At 59.5% G+C, this 23,425-nt stretch carries 22 protein-coding genes; 14 read left to right on the forward strand and 8 right to left on the reverse strand.

What is annotated here, in order from left to right; translation table 11 throughout:
* Positions 1-816 (reverse strand): ABC transporter ATP-binding protein, encoded by an 816-nt coding sequence (locus BLU52_RS26035; protein WP_090288190.1) that lies wholly within the window; start codon positions 814-816, stop codon positions 1-3.
* Positions 813-2,411, reverse strand: a complete 1,599-nt coding sequence (locus tag BLU52_RS26040) for an ABC transporter permease (protein WP_090288192.1) — start codon at positions 2,409-2,411, stop codon at positions 813-815. Before BLU52_RS26040 ends, BLU52_RS26035 begins: the two co-directional genes overlap by 4 nt.
* Positions 2,412-2,704: 293 nt before the next feature.
* Here BLU52_RS26040 and BLU52_RS26045 point away from each other — a divergent pair, with 293 nt between their 5' ends.
* Positions 2,705-3,718 (forward strand): ABC transporter substrate-binding protein, encoded by a 1,014-nt coding sequence (locus BLU52_RS26045; protein ID WP_090288194.1) that lies wholly within the window; start codon positions 2,705-2,707, stop codon positions 3,716-3,718.
* A 95-nt stretch (positions 3,719-3,813) separates the two neighbouring features.
* On the opposite strand, the gene BLU52_RS26050 is transcribed toward BLU52_RS26045, so the two are convergent.
* Positions 3,814-4,734 carry a LysR family transcriptional regulator gene (locus BLU52_RS26050; protein ID WP_090288196.1) on the reverse strand — a complete coding sequence of 307 codons (921 nt, stop codon included), beginning with the start codon at positions 4,732-4,734 and terminating at the stop codon, positions 3,814-3,816.
* Between the two features lie 180 nt (positions 4,735-4,914).
* On the opposite strand from BLU52_RS26050, the gene BLU52_RS26055 reads away from it, so the two are divergent.
* Positions 4,915-5,823, forward strand: coding sequence for a TauD/TfdA dioxygenase family protein (locus BLU52_RS26055; protein ID WP_090288198.1), 909 nt, complete (start codon positions 4,915-4,917; stop codon positions 5,821-5,823).
* A 196-nt stretch (positions 5,824-6,019) separates the two neighbouring features.
* Here the strand turns inward: BLU52_RS26055 and BLU52_RS26060 are convergent, their stop codons facing one another.
* From BLU52_RS26060 to BLU52_RS26075, 4 genes are all read right to left on the reverse strand, one after another.
* Entirely contained in the window at positions 6,020-7,636 is a 1,617-nt protein-coding gene (locus BLU52_RS26060) for an alkaline phosphatase family protein (RefSeq protein WP_090288200.1), read from the reverse strand.
* A 168-nt stretch (positions 7,637-7,804) separates the two neighbouring features.
* Positions 7,805-8,638, reverse strand: coding sequence for an IS3 family transposase (locus BLU52_RS26065; RefSeq protein WP_090285708.1), 834 nt, complete (start codon positions 8,636-8,638; stop codon positions 7,805-7,807).
* Positions 8,635-8,931 (reverse strand): transposase, encoded by a 297-nt coding sequence (locus BLU52_RS26070; RefSeq protein WP_090285711.1) that lies wholly within the window; start codon positions 8,929-8,931, stop codon positions 8,635-8,637. Before BLU52_RS26070 ends, BLU52_RS26065 begins: the two co-directional genes overlap by 4 nt.
* Positions 8,932-9,052: 121 nt before the next feature.
* Positions 9,053-9,997 (reverse strand): LysR family transcriptional regulator, encoded by a 945-nt coding sequence (locus BLU52_RS26075; RefSeq protein WP_090288202.1) that lies wholly within the window; start codon positions 9,995-9,997, stop codon positions 9,053-9,055.
* Positions 9,998-10,162: 165 nt separating this feature from the next.
* Here BLU52_RS26075 and BLU52_RS26080 point away from each other — a divergent pair, with 165 nt between their 5' ends.
* The 12 genes from BLU52_RS26080 (at position 10,163) to BLU52_RS26135 (ending at position 21,896) form a co-directional block, all read left to right on the forward strand.
* A complete protein-coding gene (locus tag BLU52_RS26080; protein ID WP_090288204.1) occupies positions 10,163-12,523 on the forward strand; it encodes a TonB-dependent receptor in 2,361 nt (786 codons plus the stop codon).
* 196 nt (positions 12,524-12,719) lie between these two features.
* Positions 12,720-13,046 (forward strand): hypothetical protein, encoded by a 327-nt coding sequence (locus BLU52_RS26085; RefSeq protein WP_090288206.1) that lies wholly within the window; start codon positions 12,720-12,722, stop codon positions 13,044-13,046.
* 380 nt (positions 13,047-13,426) lie between these two features.
* Positions 13,427-14,236: an energy transducer TonB gene (locus BLU52_RS26090; RefSeq protein ID WP_090288208.1), complete on the forward strand. Its 810-nt coding sequence runs from the start codon at positions 13,427-13,429 to the stop codon at positions 14,234-14,236.
* A 45-nt stretch (positions 14,237-14,281) separates the two neighbouring features.
* Positions 14,282-15,007, forward strand: a complete 726-nt coding sequence (locus BLU52_RS26095) for a MotA/TolQ/ExbB proton channel family protein (RefSeq protein ID WP_090288209.1) — start codon at positions 14,282-14,284, stop codon at positions 15,005-15,007.
* A 1-nt stretch (position 15,008) separates the two neighbouring features.
* A complete protein-coding gene (locus tag BLU52_RS26100; protein WP_090288211.1) occupies positions 15,009-15,410 on the forward strand; it encodes an ExbD/TolR family protein in 402 nt (133 codons plus the stop codon).
* Positions 15,411-15,773: 363 nt separating this feature from the next.
* Positions 15,774-16,355 (forward strand): alpha/beta hydrolase, encoded by a 582-nt coding sequence (locus BLU52_RS26105; protein WP_090288213.1) that lies wholly within the window; start codon positions 15,774-15,776, stop codon positions 16,353-16,355.
* Positions 16,356-16,407: 52 nt separating this feature from the next.
* On the forward strand, positions 16,408-17,340 hold the full coding sequence (locus BLU52_RS26110; RefSeq protein ID WP_090288215.1) for a sigma 54-interacting transcriptional regulator: 933 nt from the start codon (positions 16,408-16,410) through the stop codon (positions 17,338-17,340).
* Between the two features lie 167 nt (positions 17,341-17,507).
* A complete protein-coding gene (locus BLU52_RS26115; RefSeq protein ID WP_016772222.1) occupies positions 17,508-18,305 on the forward strand; it encodes a MetQ/NlpA family ABC transporter substrate-binding protein in 798 nt (265 codons plus the stop codon).
* Between the two features lie 637 nt (positions 18,306-18,942).
* A complete protein-coding gene (locus BLU52_RS26120) occupies positions 18,943-19,608 on the forward strand; it encodes an amino acid ABC transporter permease (RefSeq protein WP_090288217.1) in 666 nt (221 codons plus the stop codon).
* On the forward strand, positions 19,589-20,248 hold the full coding sequence (locus BLU52_RS26125) for an amino acid ABC transporter permease (protein WP_090288219.1): 660 nt from the start codon (positions 19,589-19,591) through the stop codon (positions 20,246-20,248). The genes BLU52_RS26120 and BLU52_RS26125 overlap by 20 nt, the downstream gene beginning before the upstream one ends.
* Positions 20,245-21,027, forward strand: a complete 783-nt coding sequence (locus BLU52_RS26130; RefSeq protein ID WP_090288221.1) for an amino acid ABC transporter ATP-binding protein — start codon at positions 20,245-20,247, stop codon at positions 21,025-21,027. Before BLU52_RS26125 ends, BLU52_RS26130 begins: the two co-directional genes overlap by 4 nt.
* Entirely contained in the window at positions 21,024-21,896 is an 873-nt protein-coding gene (locus BLU52_RS26135) for a transporter substrate-binding domain-containing protein (RefSeq protein WP_090288223.1), read from the forward strand. Before BLU52_RS26130 ends, BLU52_RS26135 begins: the two co-directional genes overlap by 4 nt.
* 208 nt (positions 21,897-22,104) lie before the next feature.
* Here BLU52_RS26135 and BLU52_RS26140 read toward each other — a convergent pair whose 3' ends face one another.
* Entirely contained in the window at positions 22,105-23,301 is a 1,197-nt protein-coding gene (locus tag BLU52_RS26140; RefSeq protein ID WP_090288225.1) for an AAA family ATPase, read from the reverse strand.
* Positions 23,302-23,425 lie beyond the last annotated feature (124 nt).

Genomic DNA, 23,425 nt, shown 5'->3' on the forward strand with positions numbered 1-23,425 from the left:
TCAGCAGGCAATGAACGTCAGCGGCAGATCGCGTATCTGCACCGGCACGCTCGGTTGGTAATGGTCATCACTGGTCAGCTCGTGCAGCAGTTGTTCACGCAATTGATGGAAGTCGAAACTGCTGCGCTGGCGCGGGTGCGCCAGGGCAATGTCGACCACTTGCTTGATCCGTCCCGGACGCGGCTCCATCACCACCACGCGGTTAGCGAGGAAGATCGCTTCCTCGACGTCATGGGTGACCAGAATCGTGGTGATCTTTGCGCGTTCGCGGATCGCCAGCAGCTCGTCCTGCATCTGCTGGCGGGTCAGTGCGTCGAGGGCGCCGAAGGGTTCGTCGAGCAGCAGAATTCGTGGGCTGGCAACCAGTCCGCGCGCAATCGCCACGCGCTGGGCCATACCGCCGGAGAGCTGGTGCGGATAGGCGCGGGTGAAGTCGCGCAGGCCGACCAGATCGATGAAATCGTAGATCCGTTGTTGCTTTTGCGCGGCGCTCAGCGGCTCATTGACCAGGCCCAGACCGATGTTGTCGGCGACGCTCAGCCAGGGAAACAAACGGTGCTCCTGAAAGACAATGCCGCGTTCGCTGCCGACGCCCTTGACGGCCTGGCCATCTACGCTGATCTGCCCGCGAAACTGCGTATCGAGTCCTACCAGCAAGCGCAGCAAGGTCGATTTGCCACAGCCGCTGGAACCGACAATGGCGACGAATTCGCCCTCGGCGATGTCCAGATTGAATTCGTGAATCGCCTCCAGTTCGAAGCCGTCGACGTCGAAGGATTTGCCTACGTGGTTGAAGCTGACAATCGGTGCGTTCATGCGTGTCTCCAGCGGGTCGCGCGAGTTTCCAGGCGTTGGCCGATCAGGTTAAGCAGGGCGCCGGTGAGGCCGACCAGGAGCATGCCGGCCATGATCAGGTCCATGCGCAGCAGTTGCTGTGCGCCGATCATCTGGCTACCGATGCCGCCGTTGGACGGCATGAAATATTCGGCGCCGATGGTGCCGAGCCAGGCGTAGATCAGGCTCAGCCTGAGGCCGGCGAAAATGCCCGGCGCAGCACCGGGCAACACCAGGCGGCGCAGGCGTTGGCCGAGGCTCAGGCGCAGCACCTGCGCGGCTTCGTTGAGTTGCGGCGAGAGGTTGGCGACGCTCCGTTGCGTGGCGATGAATAACGGAAAGAACGCGGCGAGGGCAACGAACACCCACTTGGCCAACTCACCGAGGCCGAACCACGCGGTGAACAGCGGCACCCAGGCGAAAATCGCGATTTGGCGGATCGCCGCCAGCGTCGGGCCGAGCAAGCGTTCGCTGGTGCGCGACAGACCCAGCAGCAAGCCGAGGGCGAAACCGAGCCCGCCGCCGAGCAGCAATCCCCCGACTGTGCGCCCGAGGCTCAGGGCCAGGCCGCTGCTCAGCGTGCCGTCAAGCAGACCTGCCCACGCGGTGCGCAGAACCGTCAGCGGGCTGACCAGAATGTTGGCATCGACCCACTGCTGCTCGGTCGCCCATTGCCACAGTGCCAGCAAGCTCAGTGGCAGCAGCCACGGTTGCAGCCGTTGCCAGCCTTCGTAACGCGGGCCGCGACGAATTTCGGCAGTCGCTGGATGCGGCCAATGCACCAGTTTGCGATCGAGCAGACCGATGCCGCGGTCCATGGCTACGCCAATCAAACCGATGACCACGATGCACACGAACACGATGTCGAGCATGAACAACTGCCGCGCCCAGACCATCAGGTAGCCGATGCCTTCACTGGACGCCAGCAGTTCGACGGCCAGCAGCGAGGTCCACCCGGCCGCCAGTGCCAGACGTACGCCCGCCATGAACGCGGGCAGGGCGGCGGGCAGGACCAGGCGGCGGATCAACAGGTGTGGCGGCAGGCGCAGTACCGCTGCCGCTTCACGCAGCTTCGGTTGCGCATCGCGCACCCCGACCAGCGTGTGCAGTGTCACCGGCACCACGATCGCTTTGATCAGCACCACCAGTTTCAGCACTTCGCCAATGCCGAAAAACACCATGAACAAGGGAATCCAGGCCAGTGTCGGCACCTGCGCCAGTCCGGCGAATGTTGGCAGGATCAGCCGCTCCAGCCGTTGGCTGAAACCCAGCGCAGCGCCCAGTACGGCGCCTGCTGAAATTCCTGCGAGCAGGCCCCAGAACAAGCGCTGCAGGCTGATCCACAGATGGCTCCAGAGCTCGCCTTGCGCCAGTTCGACGGCGCTGTTCCAGACCAGCGAAGGCGCCGGCAAAATCTGCTCGCTCATCCATGCGTAGCGTGCAGCCAGCCACCACAGCGCGAACAGACCGAGCGGCAGCAGCCATGGCAAAACTCGCTGGTTGAAGCGTGGCCAGATCGGTTGGCGCTTGAGCGGTGGTGCCGGCAGCGGCAGGCTGAGCAGGGGGTGTCGGGCCATGGTTGACCTCCGTTGTCGGATGCAGACGGACCGTATGCAAAATTGATCTAAAAAATAGCGAATCAATGCTATCGGGAGATAAGCGAGACCATTTAAGGCCTCCAGCACAGGCGCAGCCAATGCATTCGAAGAATATTTTCGATGCTGCTCATGCATACGCCGCTACAAGCCCCGGCCGCGCTTGCTTAGGTCGTAAAGCTATAAAAATGTGAATTTATAGTATTTAAGCGCAGGTACCGCTTCGGCCTACTTTCGGCTCCTCACCGCCCAGTCGCGATCAAGGAGCTGTACCCATGAACCTTCCCTTCAAACGAGTTTTCAATCGGTTTGCCGTACCCGCGCTGGCTGGCCTGCTGGCGTTCAGCGCCCACGCGGAGGAGCTGAAGGAAATCCGCATCGCCGTGCCTGACTTGAGCGCCGGCACTCAGCACAGTGGCGGCGGCGTGGTCGATGTGCTGCGCGATCAGCAGATCTTCGAAAAAGCCTTTGCTGAACAAGGCATCAAGATTCAATGGAGCTTTTTCAAAGGCGCAGGGCCAGTGATCAATGAAGCGTTCGCCAACGGTCAGGTCGATCTGGCGTATCTGGGCGATCTGGCGGCAATCATCGGCAAGTCCAACGGGCTGGACACCCGCCTGCTCAGCGCCACCGCACGTGGGGTCAAGCAGTATCTGGGCGTGGTGCCGGGATCGGGGATCAAGACCCTGCAGGACCTCAAGGGCAAACGCGTAGCGATCTTCCGTGGCACCGCGACACAGCTTTCCTTCGACGCGGCGCTGGCCAGTCAGGGCTTGAGCGAAAAGGATTTGAAGGTCATCAACCTGGACTTCAACGCGGCGGTCGCCGCGCTGGCGGCCAGGCAGATCGATGCTTCATGGGGCAGCTCCGCACTATCAGCGCTACAAGCCAAAGGCCTGGCGGAGTTGCCGCTCAATACCAAGGATCTGGGCGGGGCCGGGAGTGTGCAGGCGGTGCTGCTGGGCACGGCAAAGTTTGTCGACGCGCACCCCGAGGTGGTGGCGAAACTGCTCAAGGCGCAGCAGCAAGCATTTGCGTGGCTGAGCGAAGAAGGCAACAAGGGCGCTTACGTGCAACTGGTGTCGGGGCTGGCCAGTTACCCGCCGGTGATCCTCACCCAGGATTTGCAGGATCAGGATTTGCGTGAAGTGTTCCAGTCGACGCTCGACCCGGTGTTCCTCGGCAAATTGCAGGATTCGGTAGACCTGGCGGCGCAGCAGAAGCTGATACGCAAGCCGTTCAAGGTCAGCGATTGGGTGGCGCCTGAACTGGCTGCGGCCAAGCTCTGATCCTCTAGCGTTTGGTGCGACGCCATCGCGAGCAGACTCACTCCTACATTTGGAATGCGTTTCCCTGTAAGAGTGAGCCTGCTCGCGATAGCGCCCTAAACAGCGACGCGATGTTCCTGTCGATCCACCGCCACCAGCGTCTCGATCATCGCCCTGGCCGCCGGCGACAGGCGAAACCCGGTGCGGCTGACGATGCCGCAGCGCGCGTTCATGCTCTCCAGGTTCTGCGGCAAATTCCGCCAGTGCAGCAGCACCAGCGAACCCTTGGCGATGTCCTCGACAAACGCCTCCTCGGTGCCCACGCCGATCGCATTTGATTGCAGCACCACTTTGACCAGCGCCGGGAAATGCTCGGTCTCGATGGTCGGGGAAAAATCGGTGCGGCCGCTGAGGTTGGCCAACAGTTTGCGGATCCCCGGCGGGATCAGCGTGGTCGCCAGCGGATAGTCGAACATGTCGTTGGTTGACAGGCTTTCCTTGGCCAGCAATGGATGTCCCGGACGGCAGAAAAACACCCCGCGTTTGGGCGTCAGCGCCTGGGTCTGGAAATTCGGGTCGGATTCGAAATGACGAATGTCGGCGATGAAGAATTCGATCTCCTCGCGGCTCAACGCGCGGCTGAGTTTTTCCCAGTTATCCACCTGAAAGCAGGTTCGCACTTTCGGGTGTGCATTGATGAATTGCGCCACCGCATCCGGCACCAGTTTCACCGCCGGCGCCGGGCCGCAACCGAAGTGCACTTCACCGGCATCGAGCTTGGTCATCTGCGTCACTTCGGCACTGAGCAGGGCCGCGCCCTGCAGGAGGCTCAGGGCGTGCTGCAGCACCACCTGGCCTTCGGGGGTGGGGCGCAGATCCTTGTTGCCGCGGTCCACCAGCACACAACCGAACTCCTGCTCCAGCCCCTGAATGCTGCGGCTGAACGCCGGTTGAGTGATGCCCATCGCGTCCGCCGCACGGACAAAACTGCGGTGTTCGTTGAGGGCGATGAAATAGCGCAACTGGCGAAGATCCATATGCTTTTCCGGCATCCTAAAAATAGCTCGAAGGCATTTGCGACGAGGGTTGCCTGAGGTTTTAAATGCAAGCTCTTATTCCGTCAACGAAGCATGTCGATATCTGTTAGATGTAAATAGCATATGGATAGAGCGTTGTTTCGCTGCCGCCAACCGTAAACAGTCGATGAGGGTCTACCCATGAGCAATGCCGCACTCGCTGTAAAACCCGCTGTCCACGCGCTGGACATTCACCCGGTGGCCGGTCGTATCGGCGCCGAGATCCGTGGAGTGCACCTGTCCGGTGAGCTGGACGCCGCCACGGTCGAAGCCATCCAGCAGGCGCTGGTCGAGTACAAGGTGGTGTTCTTCCGCGAACAGACCCAGCTTGACGACCAGCGTCAGGAAGCCTTTGCGCATTTGCTCGGCGAACCGGTGGCGCACCCGACCGTGCCGTCGCGCGAGGGCACCCGTTATCTGCTCGAGCTGGACGGTGCCGAAGGTCAGCGCGCCAATTCCTGGCACACTGACGTGACCTTCGTTGACGCCTACCCGAAAGCCTCGATCCTGCGCTCGGTGGTGGCCCCGGCGTTCGGTGGCGACACGTTGTGGGCCAACACCGCCACGGCCTACAACGGCCTGCCGACCGAACTGCGTGAGCTGGCTGACAAACTGATCGCCGTGCACAGCAACGAATACGACTACGCCAGCGCCAAGCCGGACGTATCGGCAGAGAAGCTTGAACGCTACCGCAAGGTCTTCACCTCGACGGTGTACGAGACGGAGCACCCGGTCGTTCGTGTGCATCCGATCAGCGGTGAAAAGAGCCTGCTGCTGGGGCATTTCGTCAAACGCATCAAGGGTTACTCGCAGGCGGACTCTGCGCACCTGTTCGGGCTGTTGCAGAGCCATGTGATCCGTCAGGAAAACACCGTGCGCTGGCGCTGGAAGGCCGGTGATGTGGCGATCTGGGACAACCGCTCGACGCAGCATTATGCGATTGATGATTACGGCACGCAGGATCGGGTGGTGCGTCGGGTGACGCTCAAGGGTGAAGTGCCGGTGGGCGCGAATGGGCAGCGCAGTCAAACCATCAAGGGTCGTGACTGAAGATCAACAGCCCCTAACCCCAGCCCTCTCCCAGAGGGAGAGGGAGCCGACCGAGTTGTCTCGCGTTATGCATCGACCTGATAGACCTTATCGATTATGGATTCGGTGAAGCTGGATCAGGTCGGTGCACCTCTGAAATATCCCCCATTCAGTCCCCTCTCCCTCCGGGAGAGGGCTAGGGTGAGGGGCTTTTCCGCTACCAGACCCCAATCTGCACAATCTTCTCTATCTCCGGCTCTCCATAACGAAACCGCTGTCCGCGCAAATCGATCTCCTCATGGCTGATCGTCGTGCGCCGCTTCAACCCGCGCAGCCATTCGAACAAATACCTCGCATGCTCATCGTGCACGGCCGCGTACGCCGGGTCATCACCCAGGTCGCGCAGTTCATGCGGGTCATTCAGCAGATCAAACAACTGTGGCCGGAAGCCGTCGTACGCCAGGTATTTCCAGCGCTCGCTGCGCACCATGGTCATGCGGCAGCGGTCGATCGGCTGGCCCAGACGCTCGCGCGCCGGCGCCTGGAAGGCGTAGTCGTATTCGCTGATTGCATAGCGGCGCCAATCGGGATTCTCCCCGTGCAGAAGGGGAATCAGCGAGCGCCCTTCAAGCCGATGCTCCGCGCCCGGTAATCCCAGCGCCGCAAGAAATGTCGGCAGTGCATCGATGGTTTCCACCAATCGCTCATCAACCGTGCCGCGGGTGACGTCCGCCGCCGCGCGCGGATCGCGCACGATCAGCGGCACGCCGACCGCTTGTTCGAGCAAAAACTCCTTCTCGCCCAGCCAGTGATCTCCGAGAAAGTCGCCGTGATCGCTGGTGAACACGATCAGCGTGTCGTCCCAACGGCCATTGTTCTGCAGAAAATCGAACAGCCTTCCAAGCTGGTCATCCACCTGTTTGATCAGGCCCATGTAAGTAGGGATTACAGTCAATCGTACTGAGTCTCGGGAGAAGTTGAGACTTTCCTCATGTTGACGAAAGGCCGTGTATACGGGGTGTTTGCTGGCTTCGGAGGGCGTCGCGCGGATCGGTTCGAGAATCGATTTCGTACTGTACAAGGCGTGGTATGGCGCAGGTACGATGTAGGGCCAGTGCGGTTTGATGTACGAGAGGTGTAAACACCACGATTTCTCGCCTTGCTCGGTGATGAAGTCGATGGCTCGATTGGTAGTGTAGACAGTCTCTGAGTGTTGCTCGGGAATTCGTGCTGGCAAATTCGCATGACGCATTTTCCAGCCGCTGAGGATCTCGCCGTTCGCGCCTTCAGCGGCGTTGGCCCAGTCATGCCAGGGATTACGCCCGCCGAAGCCCTGTTCGCGCAGGTAATGGGTATAAGGCGCGGACTCGCGCTTTTCGTCGAACAATGGGTCGTCGGGATAGATGCCGTCATGGCGCATGTAGGGTTCGAAGCCGACTTCGTTGAGGATCTCGGCCTGTTGGCTGTCAGGGTTGACTGCCAGGCGCTGCAAGGCATCGATGTTTGCCGTTGCGTGAGTCTTGCCGACCAGAACGGTACGAATGCCGTGCGGGCGCAGGTAATCGCCGATGGTCAATTCCTCCAGCGGCAGCGGCACCGCGTTCCATGCCGCCTGATGGCTGCTGACATAGCGCCCGGTGTAGGCCGACATTCTCGAAGGACCGCAAATCGTGCCCTGGGTGTAAGCGCGGCTGAACCGTACGCCGGCGGCAGCGAGGCGATCGATGTTCGGCGTGTGCAGATGCGGATGGCCGTAGCAGGACAGGTAATCGCGGCGCAGCTGGTCGCACATGATGTACAGCACGTTGCGCACGGGGTTGGGCGGGGTGGGCATGGGGTTCACCGGTCAGTGGGACAGGTGACGGTTTTCGCTGTCGGCGGGGGTGGTCGGCAAGTGCGTTTGGGGAATGGGTTTCATGCAGCGGATGCATCGGTGCATGTACTGGCGTTATCGCGAGCAGGCTGTAGTGGTTCAGTTTTTTTAAACCAATCCGTAGGAGCATTAGGCCGCCTGCTGCTCAAACAGCGCAGGCGGCAAGTGGTTCGAAGCCGAGTGGCAACGGCGATGGTTGTAATGTGAGATGAAGTCCATCACATCCTTCTCCGCTTCAATGTGGGTTTGATAACCGTTTTCCGGCATCCAATCGTGCTTCAGCGTCCTGAAGTAGCGCTCAACCACTGCATTATCCCAGCAATTACCTCGACGGCTCATGCTTTGAACGATCCGGTTGTCTGCCAAACAGGTGACAAATCGATCAGCAGTGTACTGACAGCCCTGATCTGAGTGAAACAGCAGTTCAGGCATTGGTCGGCGTAGTGACACTGCCAACTTCAGAGCTTTAGCAGCCAGCTCAGCATCGGCAGTTCGGGAGCACGCCCAGCCAACAATCCTGCGTGAAAAAAGATCCATCACCACTGCCAGATAAAGCCAGCTATTCCCAACTCTAATGTAGGTAATATCGCCTGCCCAAAGCGTATCTGGCTGAGTCGGATTGAAGCGACGATCAAGTATGTTCGGAGCAACGATTGCCGGTTTTGTAGCACGACGATAGTGGGCATACCGTGGTCTGCGTCGATGCAGGCCGAAAGTTTTGATCAACGAGCGCATTCGATAGCGACCGATAAAGATCCCTTTCTTTCTCAACGCTTTGCAGAGCCCTCGAGTACCCAGGACCTCTCGATGTTCTTTATGCAACGCACGAAGTCTGCGCCTTAGCCACCGCAGGCCCGGCTTCAAACGCTTGGTTTTGCGGTTTATGTAATAGCTACTTCGGGCGATGCCAAGCACGGAGCATACGCGCCGAACTGACATAGCACCTTTTACGCCATCAATCATTTGGTTCGACCGAACAGAACCTTTAGATGAGAGGGCAATTGCTTTTTTAGCACTTGGTTCTCGGCCTCAAGCAGCGCCAGTTGCGCCTGCAGCGACTCGATCAGCTCCTGATCCTGTAATCGTGGCAACTGAGTAACTTCGTTCTGCTGTCGACGCCAACGAGCAACCCAGCGACGCAAAGCTGTGAGGCCCACACCAGTGGCTTCACAGGCCTTGGGGACGGAGTAATGCATCTCCACCACTAACCGAATAGCCTCTGCTTTTTCTTCAGGCGTAACGACCCGATATCCCATGACGCATCCTTAAATCGAGGCTCCTACATCATGGTCTAAAAAAGTTCGACCACAACAGGCTCACTCCTACAGGGGAACGCATTTCAAGTGTAGGAGTGAGCCTGCTCGCGATAGCTGTGGATCAGACAGCAAAATTCTCCAGTGAACAGACTTCTTCATCCACCGCATCGATCGCCTTGATCTGCTCGATCATCGCCTCCGCCAGCGGCGATAACCGATACCCGGCGCGGCTGACAATTCCGTAGCGGGTATACAACTCCTCAAGATCGTCAGCCAAACCCTCGATCTTCAGGCACACCAGCTCACCCTTGGCCAGATGCAACGCGTCGGAATAGGCCCCGACAATTCCGATCGCATCCGAACGCAGCACCACGCTGAGCAGGCTCGAACTGTTTTCGCATTCCACGCTCGGGGTGAAATCCGGCCGGCCGCTGAGGTCGACGATGACCTTGCGCAGGTTCGGCGGGCGAATGCTCACCGCCAGTGGATAACTCATCAACTGCTCGGCGCTGATCCGTTCGAACGCCGCCAGCGGATGCCCGGCGCGACAGCAGAAATGCCATTTGCGTGCGCGCAACCGATGGGTCAGGTAGTCCGGGTCCGCTTCGAACTGCCGGGTGTCGGCGACGAAGAACTCGAACTCCTCGCTCAACAGTCGCTTGCTCAGGCTCTGCCAGTCGTCCACCTGAAAATGCACCCGCGCTTTCGGGTAGCGTCCGATGAAGGCGCCAATCGCCCGTGGAATCAGTCCCGCCGCTGGCGCCGGCCCGCAACCGAAGCGTAATTCCCCGGCTTCGAGGCCGTTGAACTGGCTGATCTCGTTGGCCATTTGCTGCGCGCCACTGACCAGCCGCCGCGCATGTTCGAGCAGTACCTGACCCTGTTTGGTTGGCGGCAATTCCTTGCGCCCGCGATCGACCAACTGACAGCCGACACTGTGTTCCAGCGCTTGAATGCTGCGGCTGAACGCCGACTGCGACAGGTTCACCGCCTGCGCGCCAGCTACGAAGCTGCGTTGTTCAGCCAAGGCGATGAAGTGACGAAGTTGGCGCAGGTCGATATGCATTTTTCACATGAAAAATATCCGGGAAATGCATTGGATATGCATTAGGTCGACTCCTTATAAAGGCAATCTCTTATGCAGTAAATATTTGTAAATCCATAAATAAATAACTCAAAGGAATATGCAGCGCTGATGAAGCCTGTGTATTTTTTGACCAGGAGCCGCGCCATGAGTCCGTTGAAACACGCGTCAACCCAACCACCTCGACGGCTCAAGCGCCTGCCCCTGGCCCTGTTTCTCGCCGGCAGCGCGAGCTGGACTCACGGCTATGCCGCCGAAGCCGAAACCCCGACGCCAGTCCCCGCAGGCAAAGCTTCGGCCAGCAGTTCACAGCTGGAAACCGTGACCGTGACCACCCGCCGTCGCGAGGAAAGTTCGCAAGACGTACCGACGCCGATGAGCGTGGTCAGCGGGCAGAATCTGGAAACGCAACGGGTGTACCGGATTCAGGATCTGCAGCAACTGGTGCCCAGCGTCAACGTCGCCTACATGCATGCGCGGCAGTCCAGCGTGTCGATACGCGGCCTCGGTAACAACCCGGCCAGCGACGGCTTGGAGGGCAGCGTCGGCCTGTACATCGACAACGTTTATCTGGGCCGCCCGGGAATGGCGGTGTTCGACTTGATGGACATCGAACAGCTCGAAGTCTTGCGCGGGCCGCAGGGCACGCTGTTCGGTAAAAACACCACCGCCGGGGTGATCAATATCAGCACCCGTGCGCCGACCTTTACCCCTGAGCGCAGCATCGAAACCTCGGTCGGCGAGGACGGTTATTTCCAGACCAAGGGCACCATTTCCGGGCCGCTGAATGATCAACTCGCGGGGCGTTTTTCCGCGTATCGCACGCGCAGCGACGGCGACATCAAAAACGAATACGACGGCCATGATCTGAATGGCGGCTCGCGTGAGGGCTTCCGCGCGCAACTGCTGTTCAAGCCCAATGAAAATTTCAACCTGCGCTGGATCGGTGACTACAACGAAGAGGATTCCAGTGCCGGCACCCGCGTGCTGTACAACACCGGTCCGACCATCAATGGCGTCAACCTCTATCAATCGCGGGCCAACGCAGCCGGCGCGACGCTGGTCAACGGCACACACCGCAAGGTCAATCTCGATAATGACCAGCATGTCACCGTGCATCAGGGCGGCACTTCGGTGGAAGCAAACTGGACGTTGCCAAGCGATTTCACCCTGACTTCGGTCAGCTCCTGGCGCTTCTGGAACTTCACCCCGCGCAACGACGACGGCCTCAACGTGCCGGCCAGTTACAACGCCGGAGTGTCGGTGGAAGACAAACAGTATTCGCAGGAATTTCGCCTGGCCTCGCCCAAGGGTGAGTTCTTCGATTACGTGGTCGGTGCCTACTATTTCGGCTCCGATCTGGACAACAAATCCTTCGCCTATTACGGCCCGCAGGCGGACATCTGGAATGGCACGCCGGCGGGTGCGCTGGCCAATGTCACCAGCGTCGGCAAGGGCCACATCAAGACCGACAGCTTTGCCCTGTTTGCCCAAGGCACCTGGCACCTGACAGAGCGTCTGGATTTCAACGCCGGGGTGCGTGGCACCTACGAAGAGAAGAATGCTTGGGTCAGCCGCAATGCACCGGTTGGCGGTGCGGCCGTGGCCAGCGCGGCGGCCAATGCGCGCCGAGGCCGCGCCGGCGCCTACGATTCCGGTGACTTGAATCAGTACAGTTCAAGCCCTTCGGGGCTGCTCAATCTCAGCTATCGCATCACCGATGACGTGCTTGGCTACGCGACGTTGTCCCACGGCGAAAAGTCCGGCGGGGTCAACCTTGCAGTCGGCTCTGCGCCAACCGCGGGTGCCGACTCGTTGCTGATCGGCACCGAACGGGCGAACAACGCCGAACTCGGTTTCAAAAGCACTTTGTGGGACCACCGTTTGCAGCTCAACGCCAACGTGTTCTGGACCCAGGTCAACGCCTACCAGACCAACGCCTATGACGCCGACAACCGCGTGCAATACCTGACCAACGCCGGTTCCGTGCGCTCGCGCGGCATCGAATTTGAAAGCACCGTGGTGCCGCTGCGTGGCCTGACGCTGAACTTCAACGGCTCGTACAACGACGTCAGCTATCTCTCCTACAAGGATGCGCCGTGCCCGCCGGAAGTCAGCCAGGCGCCGGGTGCGCCGGCCTCTTGCGACCTCAGCGGCCATCAAGTGGTCGGCGCGTCGAAATGGATCGGCAACGCCAACGGCGAATACAAATGGAATCTGGATAATGGCTTCGAACCCTACGTCACCGGCAGCTATGCGTTCCGCTCCAAAGCTGTGGGCACGGTTGAGGATTCCGACTACGGGCAGATTCCCAGCTACGCCGTGGTCAACTTTTCCACAGGCTTGCGTGGCGACTTCAACCAAGGCCAGTGGGATGTTTCGTTGTGGCTGAAAAACGCCTTCGACAAAACCTATTACACGACGCTGTGGACGGGCGGCAATGGTGGTTATGAAGGCCTGCTCGGCACGCCGCGTACGCTTGGCGTCACCGGACGTTATGATTTTTGATCGTAACCAATCGAAATATGTCTGCGCTGATTTTGCAATAAGTTATACGCCCCTTGAATAGCGTTTATGCCGATTCAGTTAGTTGCTTGCGTGGACAATCAATCGATGTCGAACCATGCTGTGTGTCGCGAGTTTCCAGGAAAGAAACTTGCTCTCATCGGAAGATACCCATTTCAACGATAAAGGAAATCGCATCATGTCGAGCATCAATGGCAATTATGTAAACGCCAACGCGGGCGCCAAACTGACGATTACCGATGGCAATGATTCCAACGGCACTTTCAGCGGAAAATTCAGCCAGAACGGCGTGAACTACGACATCGCGTACGGCCACTACCATTTTCAGAACAGCACCGGGCAGCCGACGGTCATCACCTTCGCAGCTCTGAACGAGGGCTCGGGTTATCAGGCATGGACATTGTTCTCGCCAGATCACAATTATTCAAAAGTGCGCGCGGTTGGCGCGCGCACAAACTTTGACGGTGATGTAGTAGGTTTGGCGGGAGAATTCATCAAACAATAACAGATGATCAAACAAAAGGCCGGTGCACGAAAGTGCATCGGCCTTTTTTGTTGCTCGGAAGAATATTTTTTCAACTAACGACGTTGTTTTGATCCTGTCCTTTAAAACCGGGTCAGCCGAATCCGATGCGCTTAATGAATACTTTCAATGCCCTCAAAGCATGCGATTTTTCGCATCTCGCTGCAGCCCGCGTGGCGCAAGGCGTTGGCGAAATTGATCGTTTTTTTATTCCATAAAGGCCTATGCATAACGTGAAAGATTACTTTCGGAGATAAGCGACAGGACCAATGATTCACCCACGGGGCAGCCGTGGGGGATTCAACAAACCGGCTGTTCAGCTGTTGTGCAAGAACCGTAAAAAGACCGCAGGGAGTCAAACAATGGGCAGTGTCCAGACCGCCGCCAGCGCAGGGGAATTGCTGTGGCGGCAAACGCCGAGTGGCGAACTGATCGACCTCGGCCGGCCGCACCGTGTGCCGTTGGGGCAGCTGCGTTTGCAGCGTGCGCCCAAGGGTATTCTGAGTCGCCGCGAAACCGTTTTGCTCGCGGTGCTGGCGTTGGTGGTGCATGGCGTGATGATTTACTGGATCAATCAGCATCCGACCCCCGCGCTGCCAATCGTACCGCCGGAAATTCCGCCGATGACCATCGAGTTTTCCCGTCCGGCCCCGCCCGCGCCACCGGTTGTGGCGCCGCCGCCTCCTGCGCCGGTGGTCGAGCCACCGCCACCGGTGGAAGACGAGCTGGCGGTAAAGCCGCCACCGCCCAAACCCGTGCCGAAGCCCAAGCCGGTAGTCAAGCCGCCACCCAAACCGGTGCCCAAAGCCGTCGAGCAACCGCCAGTACCGCCCAAACCGGCCGCCCCGGTCGCTGCGCCAGCGCCAGCCGCGCCGCCCGCGCCGGCTCCGGTCACATCTGCGTCAGCCAGCGCCGCTTACCTGAAAAATCCGGCGCCGGAATATCCGTCGCTGGCCCAGCGTCGCGGGTGGGAAGGCACGGTGTTGTTGCGCGTACACGTGTTGGCCAGTGGCAAACCGGGCGAGATCCAGATTCAGAAAAGCAGCGGTCGCCAGCAACTTGACGATGCGGCACTCAACGCCGTGAAACGCTGGAGTTTCGTCCCGGCCAGGCAGGGCGATGTCGCCCAGGACGGCTGGGTCAGCGTGCCCATCGATTTCAAGATTCACTAAACCGCAATCAAATTCGCGCGAAACGTTTACACGAGGGAATACATCATGACGTTACTGGCTTCTCCACTGGAATCCATCGAAAGCGCGGTGATCTGGCTGCTGGTGGTTTTTTCCGTCGCCACCTGGGGGCTGGCACTGCTCAAGGCTTTGCAATTCGGGCGTTTAAAGGCGCAGGACCGGCGTTTTCATAAGCGCTTTTGGGCGGCGTCGAGTCTCGATGCCGCCGCCGAGTTGAGCGAAACCCAGCCCGGCGCTGCGGCGCGTGTTGCGCAGGCCGGTTACGCGGCGATTCAGGTTGGCGAGACGCCACAGGCCAATGACCTGAGCCAGGCGATCAACCATCAGGATCGTCTGGAGCGTGCCTTGCGCCAGCAGATCGTTCGTGAGCGACGTTCGCTGGAAACCGGTCTGGCGGTGGTCGCGAGTATTGGCAGCACCTCGCCGTTCATTGGTCTGTTCGGCACGGTGTGGGGAATCATGGAGGCGTTGAAGGGAATCAGCGCGGCGGGTTCGGCGAGCCTGGAAACGGTGGCCGGGCCGATCGGTGCGGCACTGGTGGCAACCGGTGTGGGCATCGCGGTCGCGGTACCGGCGGTGCTGGTTTACAACTACTTTTTGCGCCGTTTGAAATTGACCGCGGCGGACCTGGACGACTTCGCCCACGACTTCTACAGCCTGGCGCAGAAGAGTGCGTTTCGCGTGTTGATTCACCCGACCGCACACAAAGCTTCTGCGCCGGGGAATGCGCCAAAAGTGAAGGAGGCCTCCTGATATGGCCTTCTCCACGCAAGACACGGACGAAGTGCTCAGCGAGATCAACGTGACGCCGCTGGTGGACGTGATGCTGGTACTGCTGGTGGTGTTTATCGTCACCGCGCCGCTGCTGACCAATGCGATTCCGATCAACCTGCCGAAGACCGAAGCGGTGGCGCCGGTCGAGCAGAAGGACCCGCTGGTGGTGAGCATCGACGGTGCCGGCAAGCTGTTTATCAACAAGGATGAGATTCAGCCGGACGTTCTGGAATTCAACCTCAAATCGGCGAAAGCCAAAGATCCGGAAGTGCGCGTGCAATTACAGGCCGACGACGGGGTGAACTACGGCGAAGTGGCGCGGGCCATGGCTTCGATCGAGCGGGCAGGGATTACCAGGTTGTCGGTGATTACTGCGCGGTGACAGATTTACAAGGTTTCCGGGGCCGTTTCCTTGGCAGGGTGCGGCCCTTTTTTTGTATATAACTTAGAAGAGCCCCTCACCCTAGCCCTCTCCCAAAGGGAGAGGGGACTGATCTGAGTCGTCTGATGGCTGTGCACCGATACGCAAAATTCAGTCGAACTCAGGAACTGAAAAGCTTGAAGATCGGCTCCCTTTCCCCTCGCCCCCTGGGGGAGAGGGCTGGGGTGAGGGGGAAAAGATCTAAAGCCATGCGCATATCTCATATTCAATTAAGATATTAATAAATAGCTTCTTATTCCTTAGCGAATATAACTCCCGTCCCTATACTCGACCGAGAACAGACACGACGCAGGAGAGCTTCCCATGCGCAACGAATCAATCCGCTACCTGATTGTGCCGGGCTGGCAAGGATCGCCAGAAGATCATTGGCAGACCCACTGGCAGAACAGCCTGCCAAACAGTGCGCGGGTGGAGCAGGCCGATTGGCTGACGCCGCGCCGTGAAGACTGGGTCGCGGCGCTCGCCGAAGCGATTACCGCCGACAGCACGCCGGTGATCCTCATCGCCCATAGCCTGGGTTGCATCACCGTCGCGCATTGGGCGGCGACCGCGCCGCTGCAATACCTGCGTCAAGTGCGCGGTGCGTTGCTGGTCGCGCCTGCCGATGTTGAGCGTCCCGCGTGCTCACCGGCGCTGCGCAACTTTGCACCGATTCCCGCGGACCTGTTGCCGTTTCCGAGCCAGGTCGTCAGCTCCGACAACGACGCTGCCGTCAGTGCGCCGCGTGCTCTTGAGCTGGCGCGCAACTGGGGCGCGGAAGCGGGGATTCTCGCTGGCGCCGGGCATATCAACGTCAAGTCCGGGCATCAGCGCTGGGAGCAGGGTTTTGCCTATCTGTACCGCCTGCAAAATCGCCTGGAGCATCACGCCCGTCGTCGCGCCTGACTTTCATTTTTAACGCCCCCGTCTGCCAGGCGGTTCAGGGCGGGAGCCTGCCATGAGTTTCGAAACCTTCGGTCAGCCATTGCTGACCTTTCCCGATGCGGAAAAAAGCCCGCTGAGCATTCGCGCCAAAGCGCTGGTCTTCGTCGATCCACGCTCGCGCCAACTGCGTGAAGAACTGGAGCAACTGGCGCCACGCGCGATCTCGGTATTGATCCGTGGCGAGACTGGCACTGGTAAGGAGCTGCTTGCGCGGCATATCCATCGCGCCAGTGATCGCAGCGGGCTGTTCGTGTCGGTGAACTGCGGGGCGATCAGCCCGACGTATGCCGACGCCGAATTGTTCGGCTACGCAGCCGGCAGCTACAGCGGTTCGGCAAGCAGTCGCGCCGGCTGGTTCGGTTCGGCCAATGGCGGCACGTTGTACCTCGACGAAATCGGCGATTTGCCGCTGCCGATCCAGGTCAAATTGCTCGCCGCACTGGAGAATCACGAAGTCACTCGCGTCGGTGCACATCAACCCAGCCCGGTCGACGTGCGGCTGGTGGCTGCGACCAGCATCGATCTGGCGCAAGCCGTCGATGCGGGAAAATTCCACGAGCGGCTCTATCATTATCTCAGCGAGGGCCAGCTCGAACTGCCGGCATTGCGGGCGCGAACCGGCGATATCCTGTCGCTGGCCGAGTATTTTCTCGGCATCTACAGCCAGCGTCTCGATCTTCCGGTGCCCTTGATCAGCGAAGCCGCGCAGCATGCGCTCGAACAGCACAGCTGGCCGGGTAACACTCGGGAGCTGGAAAATGTCATTCATTTTGCCCTGCTGGTCAGCACCGGCGAAGAGATTCTGCCGCAGCACCTGAACCTGCCCGAGGTGTCTGGGCCGCAGCTGCAGATCGAACGGCTGGTCGCGCAAATCAACATCGGCGGCAGCACGGCGGAACGTAAAGCCTTGAAAGATTTGCTGATTCGCTTGAGCGACGGGCTATAGCCATTTTCTTCAACATGAACAAAATGGAATATGAAGCTGAATAAACGTTATTGTCCGGGAATAAAAAATCCGGGTATTGTCCGCCTCACGCCAGCGATATCACTTCACTGGCACACGTATTAGATGCCGTCGTCGATGACGACCGTGATTTTCGATAAGGACACTGCATGAAAAAGGTTCTGTTGTTTACCGCATTGGCGGCTGCTTTGACTGCTTCTTTCGCCAACGCCGGTGAGAAACTGGTGGTCGCCGCGACCCCGGTTCCACATGCTGAAATTCTCGAGCTGATCAAACCGACCCTGGCCAAAGAAGGCGTGGATCTGGAGATCAAGGTCTTCACCGACTACGTGCAGCCGAACGTACAGGTGGGCGAGAAGCGTCTGGACGCCAACTACTTCCAGACCCTGCCGTACCTGAACAGCTTCAACCAGGGCAAATACAAGGACGACAAGTCCAAGTACCTGGTAACCGTGCAAGGCGTGCACGTTGAACCGTTCGGTGGCTACTCGAGCAAGTACAAAACTCTGGCTGAACTGCCGGATGGCGCGACCATCGCCATCCCGAACGAAGGCAGCAACAGCGGCCGTGCGCTGATCCTGCTGCAGAAGGCTGGCCTGATCGAGCTGAAAGATCCGAAAAACGCTCTGGCAACGCCGAAAGACATCGCCAAGAACCCGCACAACTTCAAGTTCAAGGAACTGGAATCGGCCCTGCTGCCGCGCGTGCTGAAAGAAGTTGATCTGGACATGATCAACACCAACTACGCGCTGGAAGCCAAGCTGAACCCGCAAAAAGATGCGCTGGTGATCGAAGGCGCTGACTCGCCTTACGTGAACTTCCTCGTTGCCCGTGAGGACAACAAGAACAGCGACGCCATCCAGAAACTGGCCAAGGCGCTGACCAGCCCGGAAGTCAAAGCCTTCATCGAGAAGAAGTACAGCGGCGCGGTATTGCCGGCGTTCTGATCCGAGCGTTGATTTGATCTGAAAACGCCGATGGCCAGTGATGGTCATCGGCGTTTTTGTGTTCGCCTTGAAAAGCCCCCTCACCCTGGCCCTCTCCCGGAGGGAGAGGGGACTGATCGGGGGATGCGGCAGAGGTTCGCCGACCTGATATGGCTGTACCGAATCCATAATCGACTCAGTCATTCAGGTCGATGTATGACGCCAGACACCTCGTTCGGCCCCCTCTCCCTCCGGGAGAGGGCTGGGGTGAGGGTGCTCTTGATCTCAGGCTACCTGCGCCTTCAAAGCCCGGCGCAACGCCACCAGCAATTTCAAAATATCCTGCGGATCCAGTCGCTGCGGTGCTTTTACGTCCATGTCATCTTCCTTGTTGTGGTTTGGCCGAGGGAGTCTGGCCAAAAGCTGTCCGTCCTTGGAGGTCTTTCTTGAAAAAAAGATCCTTCCTACAGCGCAAAGAAAAATAGCCTTCTTACTCCTTCCCGGCAAACCGGCAAGATAGTTTTTTGAGTGATATCAATATGCTTTAACGGTATTTAAATTCTGGTTTTTATACCTATAAAGTCAGTGCCTGCCGGACAGCCATCCGCTGTCCATGGATTGCTTCACCGTCGTTTACCGAGCGACGTCAGGACACGGCATGACTTTCGACTACGCATTTATCCTCAGCACCCTGCCGGCGTTTCTCAAAGCCGTCGGCGTGACGCTCCAGGTCGGTTTGATCGCCATTGGCACCTCGCTGCTGGTGGCGCTGCTCAACGCGACGATCCTGGTTTTTCACACGCCGTACCTGCGCAAACTGGTCGGCCTGTACGTAGAGCTGGCGCGCAACACGCCGCTGCTGATTCAGTTGTTCTTCGTCTACTTCGCCTTGCCGGCACTGGGGATCAAAGTCTCCGGTTTCACCGCGGCGATCATCACCATGACCTTTCTCGGAGGTGCCTACCTCACCGAAGTGCTGCGTGCCGGCGTTGATGCCGTGCCGCAGGCGCAGCTGGAATCCGGGCGTTCGATCGGCCTGTCTGACGGCCAGTTGCTGCGCTACGTGATTCTGCCGCAGGCGGGCATTCTCAGCCTGCCGTCGCTGTTCGCCAATTTCATCTTCCTGCTCAAGGAAACCACCATCGTCTCGGCAGTGGCGGTGCCGGAAATCCTCTACACCACCAAGAGCTACATCGCGCTCTACTATAAAACCTACGAAATGCTCGCGGTGCTGACGCTGATCTGCGTGCTGCTGTTTTTGCCGCTGTCGTTGCTGCTCAGCCGTCTGGAAAGGAGGCTCCAGCATGGCCAGTTCGGGTCTTGAATTGCTTTGGGTGTCGTTGCCGCAATTGGCCAAGGGCGCCGGGCAAACGCTGTCGATCTCGTTTCTGAGCATCGCCATCAGCACGGTCGGCGGCGTGTTCTACGGCGTGTTGCGCACGCTCAACGTCGGCTGGCTCAACGCAATTTTGCGCGTGTACCTGGAGCTGTTCCGGGCGATTCCGGTGCTGGTCTGGCTGTACCTGCTGTTCTTCGGCCTGCCGATTTTCTTCGGTTTGAGCCTGCCGAGCTTCTGGTGCGCGGTGCTGGTGCTGTCGCTGTGGGGCGCCAGCGAGGTCGGCGAAGTGGCGCGCGGTGCGTTGCATTCGTTACCACGCGGCCAGCGTGAGGCAGGGCTGTCGATCGGTCTCAACGTTTCGCAACTGTACGGCTACGTGCTGCTGCCGCAAGCGCTCAAGCGCATGACACCGCCGACCATCAACGTCTACACGCGGATCATCAAAACCAGCTCGCTGGCAGTGCTGATCGGCGTCGTCGATGTGATCAAGGTCGGCCAGCAGATCATCGAGCGCACCTACGAATCGGTGCTGATCTATGGCGCGCTGTTTCTGTTTTTCTTTTTCATTTGCTACCCGTTGTCGGCCGCCTCGCGCGTGCTGGAGCGGCGCTGGACGCAAGCATGAGCGCACTGATCGAGTTTCATGGCTTCAACAAATTCTATGGCGAGCAGCAGGTGCTCGATGGCATCGAGCTGCGCGTGCAGAGCGGCGAAGTCATCGTCATCCTCGGCCCTAGCGGCTGCGGCAAAAGCACCTTGCTGCGCTGCCTCAACGGTCTGGAGCAAGCCCACAGCGGCAGCCTGAAATTTGTCGGGCGCGAGCTGCTCGACAAGGCCACCGACTGGCGCGAAATCCGCCAGCAGATCGGCATGGTGTTTCAGAGTTATCACCTGTTTCCGCACATGAGCGTGCTCGACAACCTGCTGCTCGGCCCGCTCAAAGTGCAAAAACGTCAGCGCGGCGAAGCGCAGCAGCAGGCCGAAGCCTTGCTCGCGCGCGTAGGCCTGGCGGACAAGCGCGACGCCTTCCCGCGTCAGCTCTCCGGTGGCCAGCAGCAACGCATCGCCATCGTCCGTTCGCTGTGCATGAACCCACGGGTGATGCTCTTCGATGAAGTCACCGCCGCCCTTGATCCGGAAATGGTCAAGGAAGTGCTGCAGGTGATTCAGGGCTTGGCCCGCGAAGGCATGACCCTGCTGATTGTTACCCATGAAATGGCCTTCGCCCGCGCGGTGGCCGACCGCATCGTGTTCATGGATGCCGGGCGCATCCTCGAACAGACCCCGCCCGAGATTTTCTTTACGAACCCGCAAACCGCACGCGCGCAGCAGTTTCTGGAGAAGTTCTCCTTCGTGGCAACCCTGCCGAAAACGAACCCGACCAAGGAACTGGAACTGCTATGAAAACTGCCGCTTTGTTAATGCCCCTGTTGAGCCTGGCCTTGCTGGCCGGTTGCAGCAAAACCGAAGAACCCACGAAGCCGAAAGTCGCCAGCGAGAGTGCGGCGCCGGCCGGTTATCTGGAGAAAATCAAGGCTCGCGACAAACTGATTGTTGGCGTGTTCACTGATAAACCGCCGTTCGGTTTTGTCGACGAGAGCGGGCGTTACGTCGGTTTCGATACCGACATCGGCCGGCGGTTTGCCAAGGATCTGCTCGGCGATGAAAACAAGGTTGAATTTGTCGCGGTGGAACCGGCCAGTCGTATTCCGTTTCTGCAAAGCGACAAAGTCGACCTGATCCTCGCCAACATGACCGTGACCCCGGAGCGCAAGGAAGCGGTGGAATTCACTAACCCCAATCTCAAGGTTGCGGTACAGGCCTTGGTGCCGCAGGGCAGCTCGGTGAAAAAACTCGATGATCTGGCGACTCGTACCACCATCGTCACTACCGGTACGACCGCCGATATCTGGCTGACCAAGACTCATCCGGACTGGAAGCTACTCAAGTTCGAAAAGAATTCCGAGTCGCTGCAAGCCCTGGCCAACGGTCGCGGCGATGCCTACGCGCAGGACAATCTGGTGCTGTTCAGCTGGGCCAAGCAGAATCCGGGCTATCGCGTGCTTGAGGAAAAACTCGGGGCCGAAGCGCCGATCGCGCCGGCGGTGAAGAAGGGCAATACCGAGCTGCGCGACTGGGTGAACAGCGAGCTGGCGAAACTGGGCGAGGAGAAATATCTGCTCAAGCTGTATGACCAGTATGTGCGCAAGGAGCTGAGCGATGACACCCGACCTGAGAGTGTGATTGTCGAGGGAGGCAAGTGGCAGGGGTGATTGTCTGTTGGCTTGGCGGTGAGGCTTGCCCCTCATCGGAACGCCGCCCGCCCAGCCCTCTCCCCAGGGAGAGGGAGCCGATCTTTGTGCTTTTCAAACCGGAGTTCGATCCGAGATTTTCAGGTCGGCGTAGTTCTCATAAACAACTCGGTCAGTTCCCTCTCCCTCCGGGAGAGGGCTAGGGTGAGGGGCTTTGGGCTGAAGGCGCTCAGTCAGGCCAGTTCCAAGCCGGCTCATCCAGCACCCGCTGCCCAACCAGCCCGGTCTGCCCCAGCGTTTTCTCCAGCACGATGCAATTGCACTCCGGATCCTCCTGCAACGCCGAAATCAGCCGCCGCGCATGCGACACCACCCACACCTGACACTGCTCCGAGGCGCGAATGATCAGTCGTGCCAGTGCCGGCAGCAGATCCGGGTGCAGACTGGTTTCCGGCTCGTTGAGCACCATCAATGACGGCGGTCGCGGCGTCAGTAGCGCCGCGACCAGCAGCAGATAACGCAAGGTCCCGTCCGACAGCTCTGCCGCCGACAACGGCCGTAGCAAGCCTTCCTGATAAAACTCGATGGCGAAGCGTCCACCGGCCAGCGGTGCGATGTTCAGCCGCGCACCGGGGAAGGCATCACTGATCGCTGCGCGCAAGGCTTCGGGGTCGCCGATTTCGATGATGGTCTGCAAGGCTGCCGCGAGGTCGCGCCCGTCGTGGTGCAGCACTGGCGTGCGGGTGCCCAGTTGCGGCTGACGCACCGGTGCCTCGGCATCGCTGCGAAAGTGATCATAGAAGCGCCAGCGGCGGATGAACTCGCGCATCTGAAACACTTCTGGCGAGCTGCGCAGGCTACCGATCTGGTCGAACAGACTGTCGAAGTTCGGCGTGTGCTGCGCCAGGACATCCCATTTGCGTTCGGTGCGCGCGCGAATCATCGGCCCATCGCGGTCGACCAAAAGGCTCGCCGGGCGATACAGCGGTCCGGCCCAGATGCATTCGCGCTTGATTTGCGGGTCGAGGCTGAAACGCGAGGGAATGGGTCGCGAATGTTCTGGCAGCATGAAATGGCCATTGGAATCAGGCAGACCAAAGCTGATCGAATAACTGAAATCCTCCCCGGCAAACCCCAGGCGCAATCGCTTCACGCCCTGACGCACCGTCGGTTCGATCGCCGCTTCACCGTTGCGCATGCGTCGGCTGATGGTTTCCGGCCCGGCCCAGAAGGTCGAATCCAGCCCACCCTCGCGGGCCAAGGCATTGACCACGCCACCCTGCGCGGTTTCCGCCAGCAGGCGCAGTGCGCGGTAAAGGTTGGATTTGCCACTGCCGTTGGGCCCGGTGATCAGGTTCAGACGCCCGAGCGGGATCACCAGTTTGTTGATCGAGCGGTAGTTGGCCACCGCCAGGGTGTTGAGCATGAAATCCTTCTCCAGGTGACTGCGGAACGTTCGCAGCATACCCGCAATGAGATAAATCTGTGCTTGACCCCCGCAACCGTGGAACCCTGTTCTAAGCTCTGAAGTCGTATCGTCTCGACAGCAG

It is taken from the genome of Pseudomonas granadensis (assembly GCF_900105485.1).
GTDB classification, from domain to species: Bacteria; Pseudomonadota; Gammaproteobacteria; order Pseudomonadales; family Pseudomonadaceae; genus Aquipseudomonas; species Aquipseudomonas granadensis.

Coding starts and splice junctions, on each gene's coding strand:
- BLU52_RS26085 (WP_090288206.1), top strand. CDS start 12,720: ATGTCGAGCATCAATGGCAATTATGTAAACGCCAACGCGGGCGCCAAA.
- BLU52_RS26115 (WP_016772222.1), top strand. CDS start 17,508: ATGAAAAAGGTTCTGTTGTTTACCGCATTGGCGGCTGCTTTGACTGCT.
- BLU52_RS26045 (WP_090288194.1), top strand. CDS start 2,705: ATGAACCTTCCCTTCAAACGAGTTTTCAATCGGTTTGCCGTACCCGCG.
- BLU52_RS26120 (WP_090288217.1), top strand. CDS start 18,943: ATGACTTTCGACTACGCATTTATCCTCAGCACCCTGCCGGCGTTTCTC.
- BLU52_RS26105 (WP_090288213.1), top strand. CDS start 15,774: ATGCGCAACGAATCAATCCGCTACCTGATTGTGCCGGGCTGGCAAGGA.
- BLU52_RS26125 (WP_090288219.1), top strand. CDS start 19,589: ATGGCCAGTTCGGGTCTTGAATTGCTTTGGGTGTCGTTGCCGCAATTG.
- BLU52_RS26075 (WP_090288202.1), bottom strand. CDS start 9,997: ATGCATATCGACCTGCGCCAACTTCGTCACTTCATCGCCTTGGCTGAA.
- BLU52_RS26065 (WP_090285708.1), bottom strand. CDS start 8,638: ATGATTGATGGCGTAAAAGGTGCTATGTCAGTTCGGCGCGTATGCTCC.
- BLU52_RS26095 (WP_090288209.1), top strand. CDS start 14,282: ATGACGTTACTGGCTTCTCCACTGGAATCCATCGAAAGCGCGGTGATC.
- BLU52_RS26035 (WP_090288190.1), bottom strand. CDS start 816: ATGAACGCACCGATTGTCAGCTTCAACCACGTAGGCAAATCCTTCGAC.
- BLU52_RS26130 (WP_090288221.1), top strand. CDS start 20,245: ATGAGCGCACTGATCGAGTTTCATGGCTTCAACAAATTCTATGGCGAG.
- BLU52_RS26060 (WP_090288200.1), bottom strand. CDS start 7,636: ATGCCCACCCCGCCCAACCCCGTGCGCAACGTGCTGTACATCATGTGC.
- BLU52_RS26100 (WP_090288211.1), top strand. CDS start 15,009: ATGGCCTTCTCCACGCAAGACACGGACGAAGTGCTCAGCGAGATCAAC.
- BLU52_RS26090 (WP_090288208.1), top strand. CDS start 13,427: ATGGGCAGTGTCCAGACCGCCGCCAGCGCAGGGGAATTGCTGTGGCGG.
- BLU52_RS26040 (WP_090288192.1), bottom strand. CDS start 2,411: ATGGCCCGACACCCCCTGCTCAGCCTGCCGCTGCCGGCACCACCGCTC.
- BLU52_RS26055 (WP_090288198.1), top strand. CDS start 4,915: ATGAGCAATGCCGCACTCGCTGTAAAACCCGCTGTCCACGCGCTGGAC.
- BLU52_RS26140 (WP_090288225.1), bottom strand. CDS start 23,301: ATGCTCAACACCCTGGCGGTGGCCAACTACCGCTCGATCAACAAACTG.
- BLU52_RS26135 (WP_090288223.1), top strand. CDS start 21,024: ATGAAAACTGCCGCTTTGTTAATGCCCCTGTTGAGCCTGGCCTTGCTG.
- BLU52_RS26110 (WP_090288215.1), top strand. CDS start 16,408: ATGAGTTTCGAAACCTTCGGTCAGCCATTGCTGACCTTTCCCGATGCG.
- BLU52_RS26080 (WP_090288204.1), top strand. CDS start 10,163: ATGAGTCCGTTGAAACACGCGTCAACCCAACCACCTCGACGGCTCAAG.
- BLU52_RS26070 (WP_090285711.1), bottom strand. CDS start 8,931: ATGGGATATCGGGTCGTTACGCCTGAAGAAAAAGCAGAGGCTATTCGG.
- BLU52_RS26050 (WP_090288196.1), bottom strand. CDS start 4,734: ATGGATCTTCGCCAGTTGCGCTATTTCATCGCCCTCAACGAACACCGC.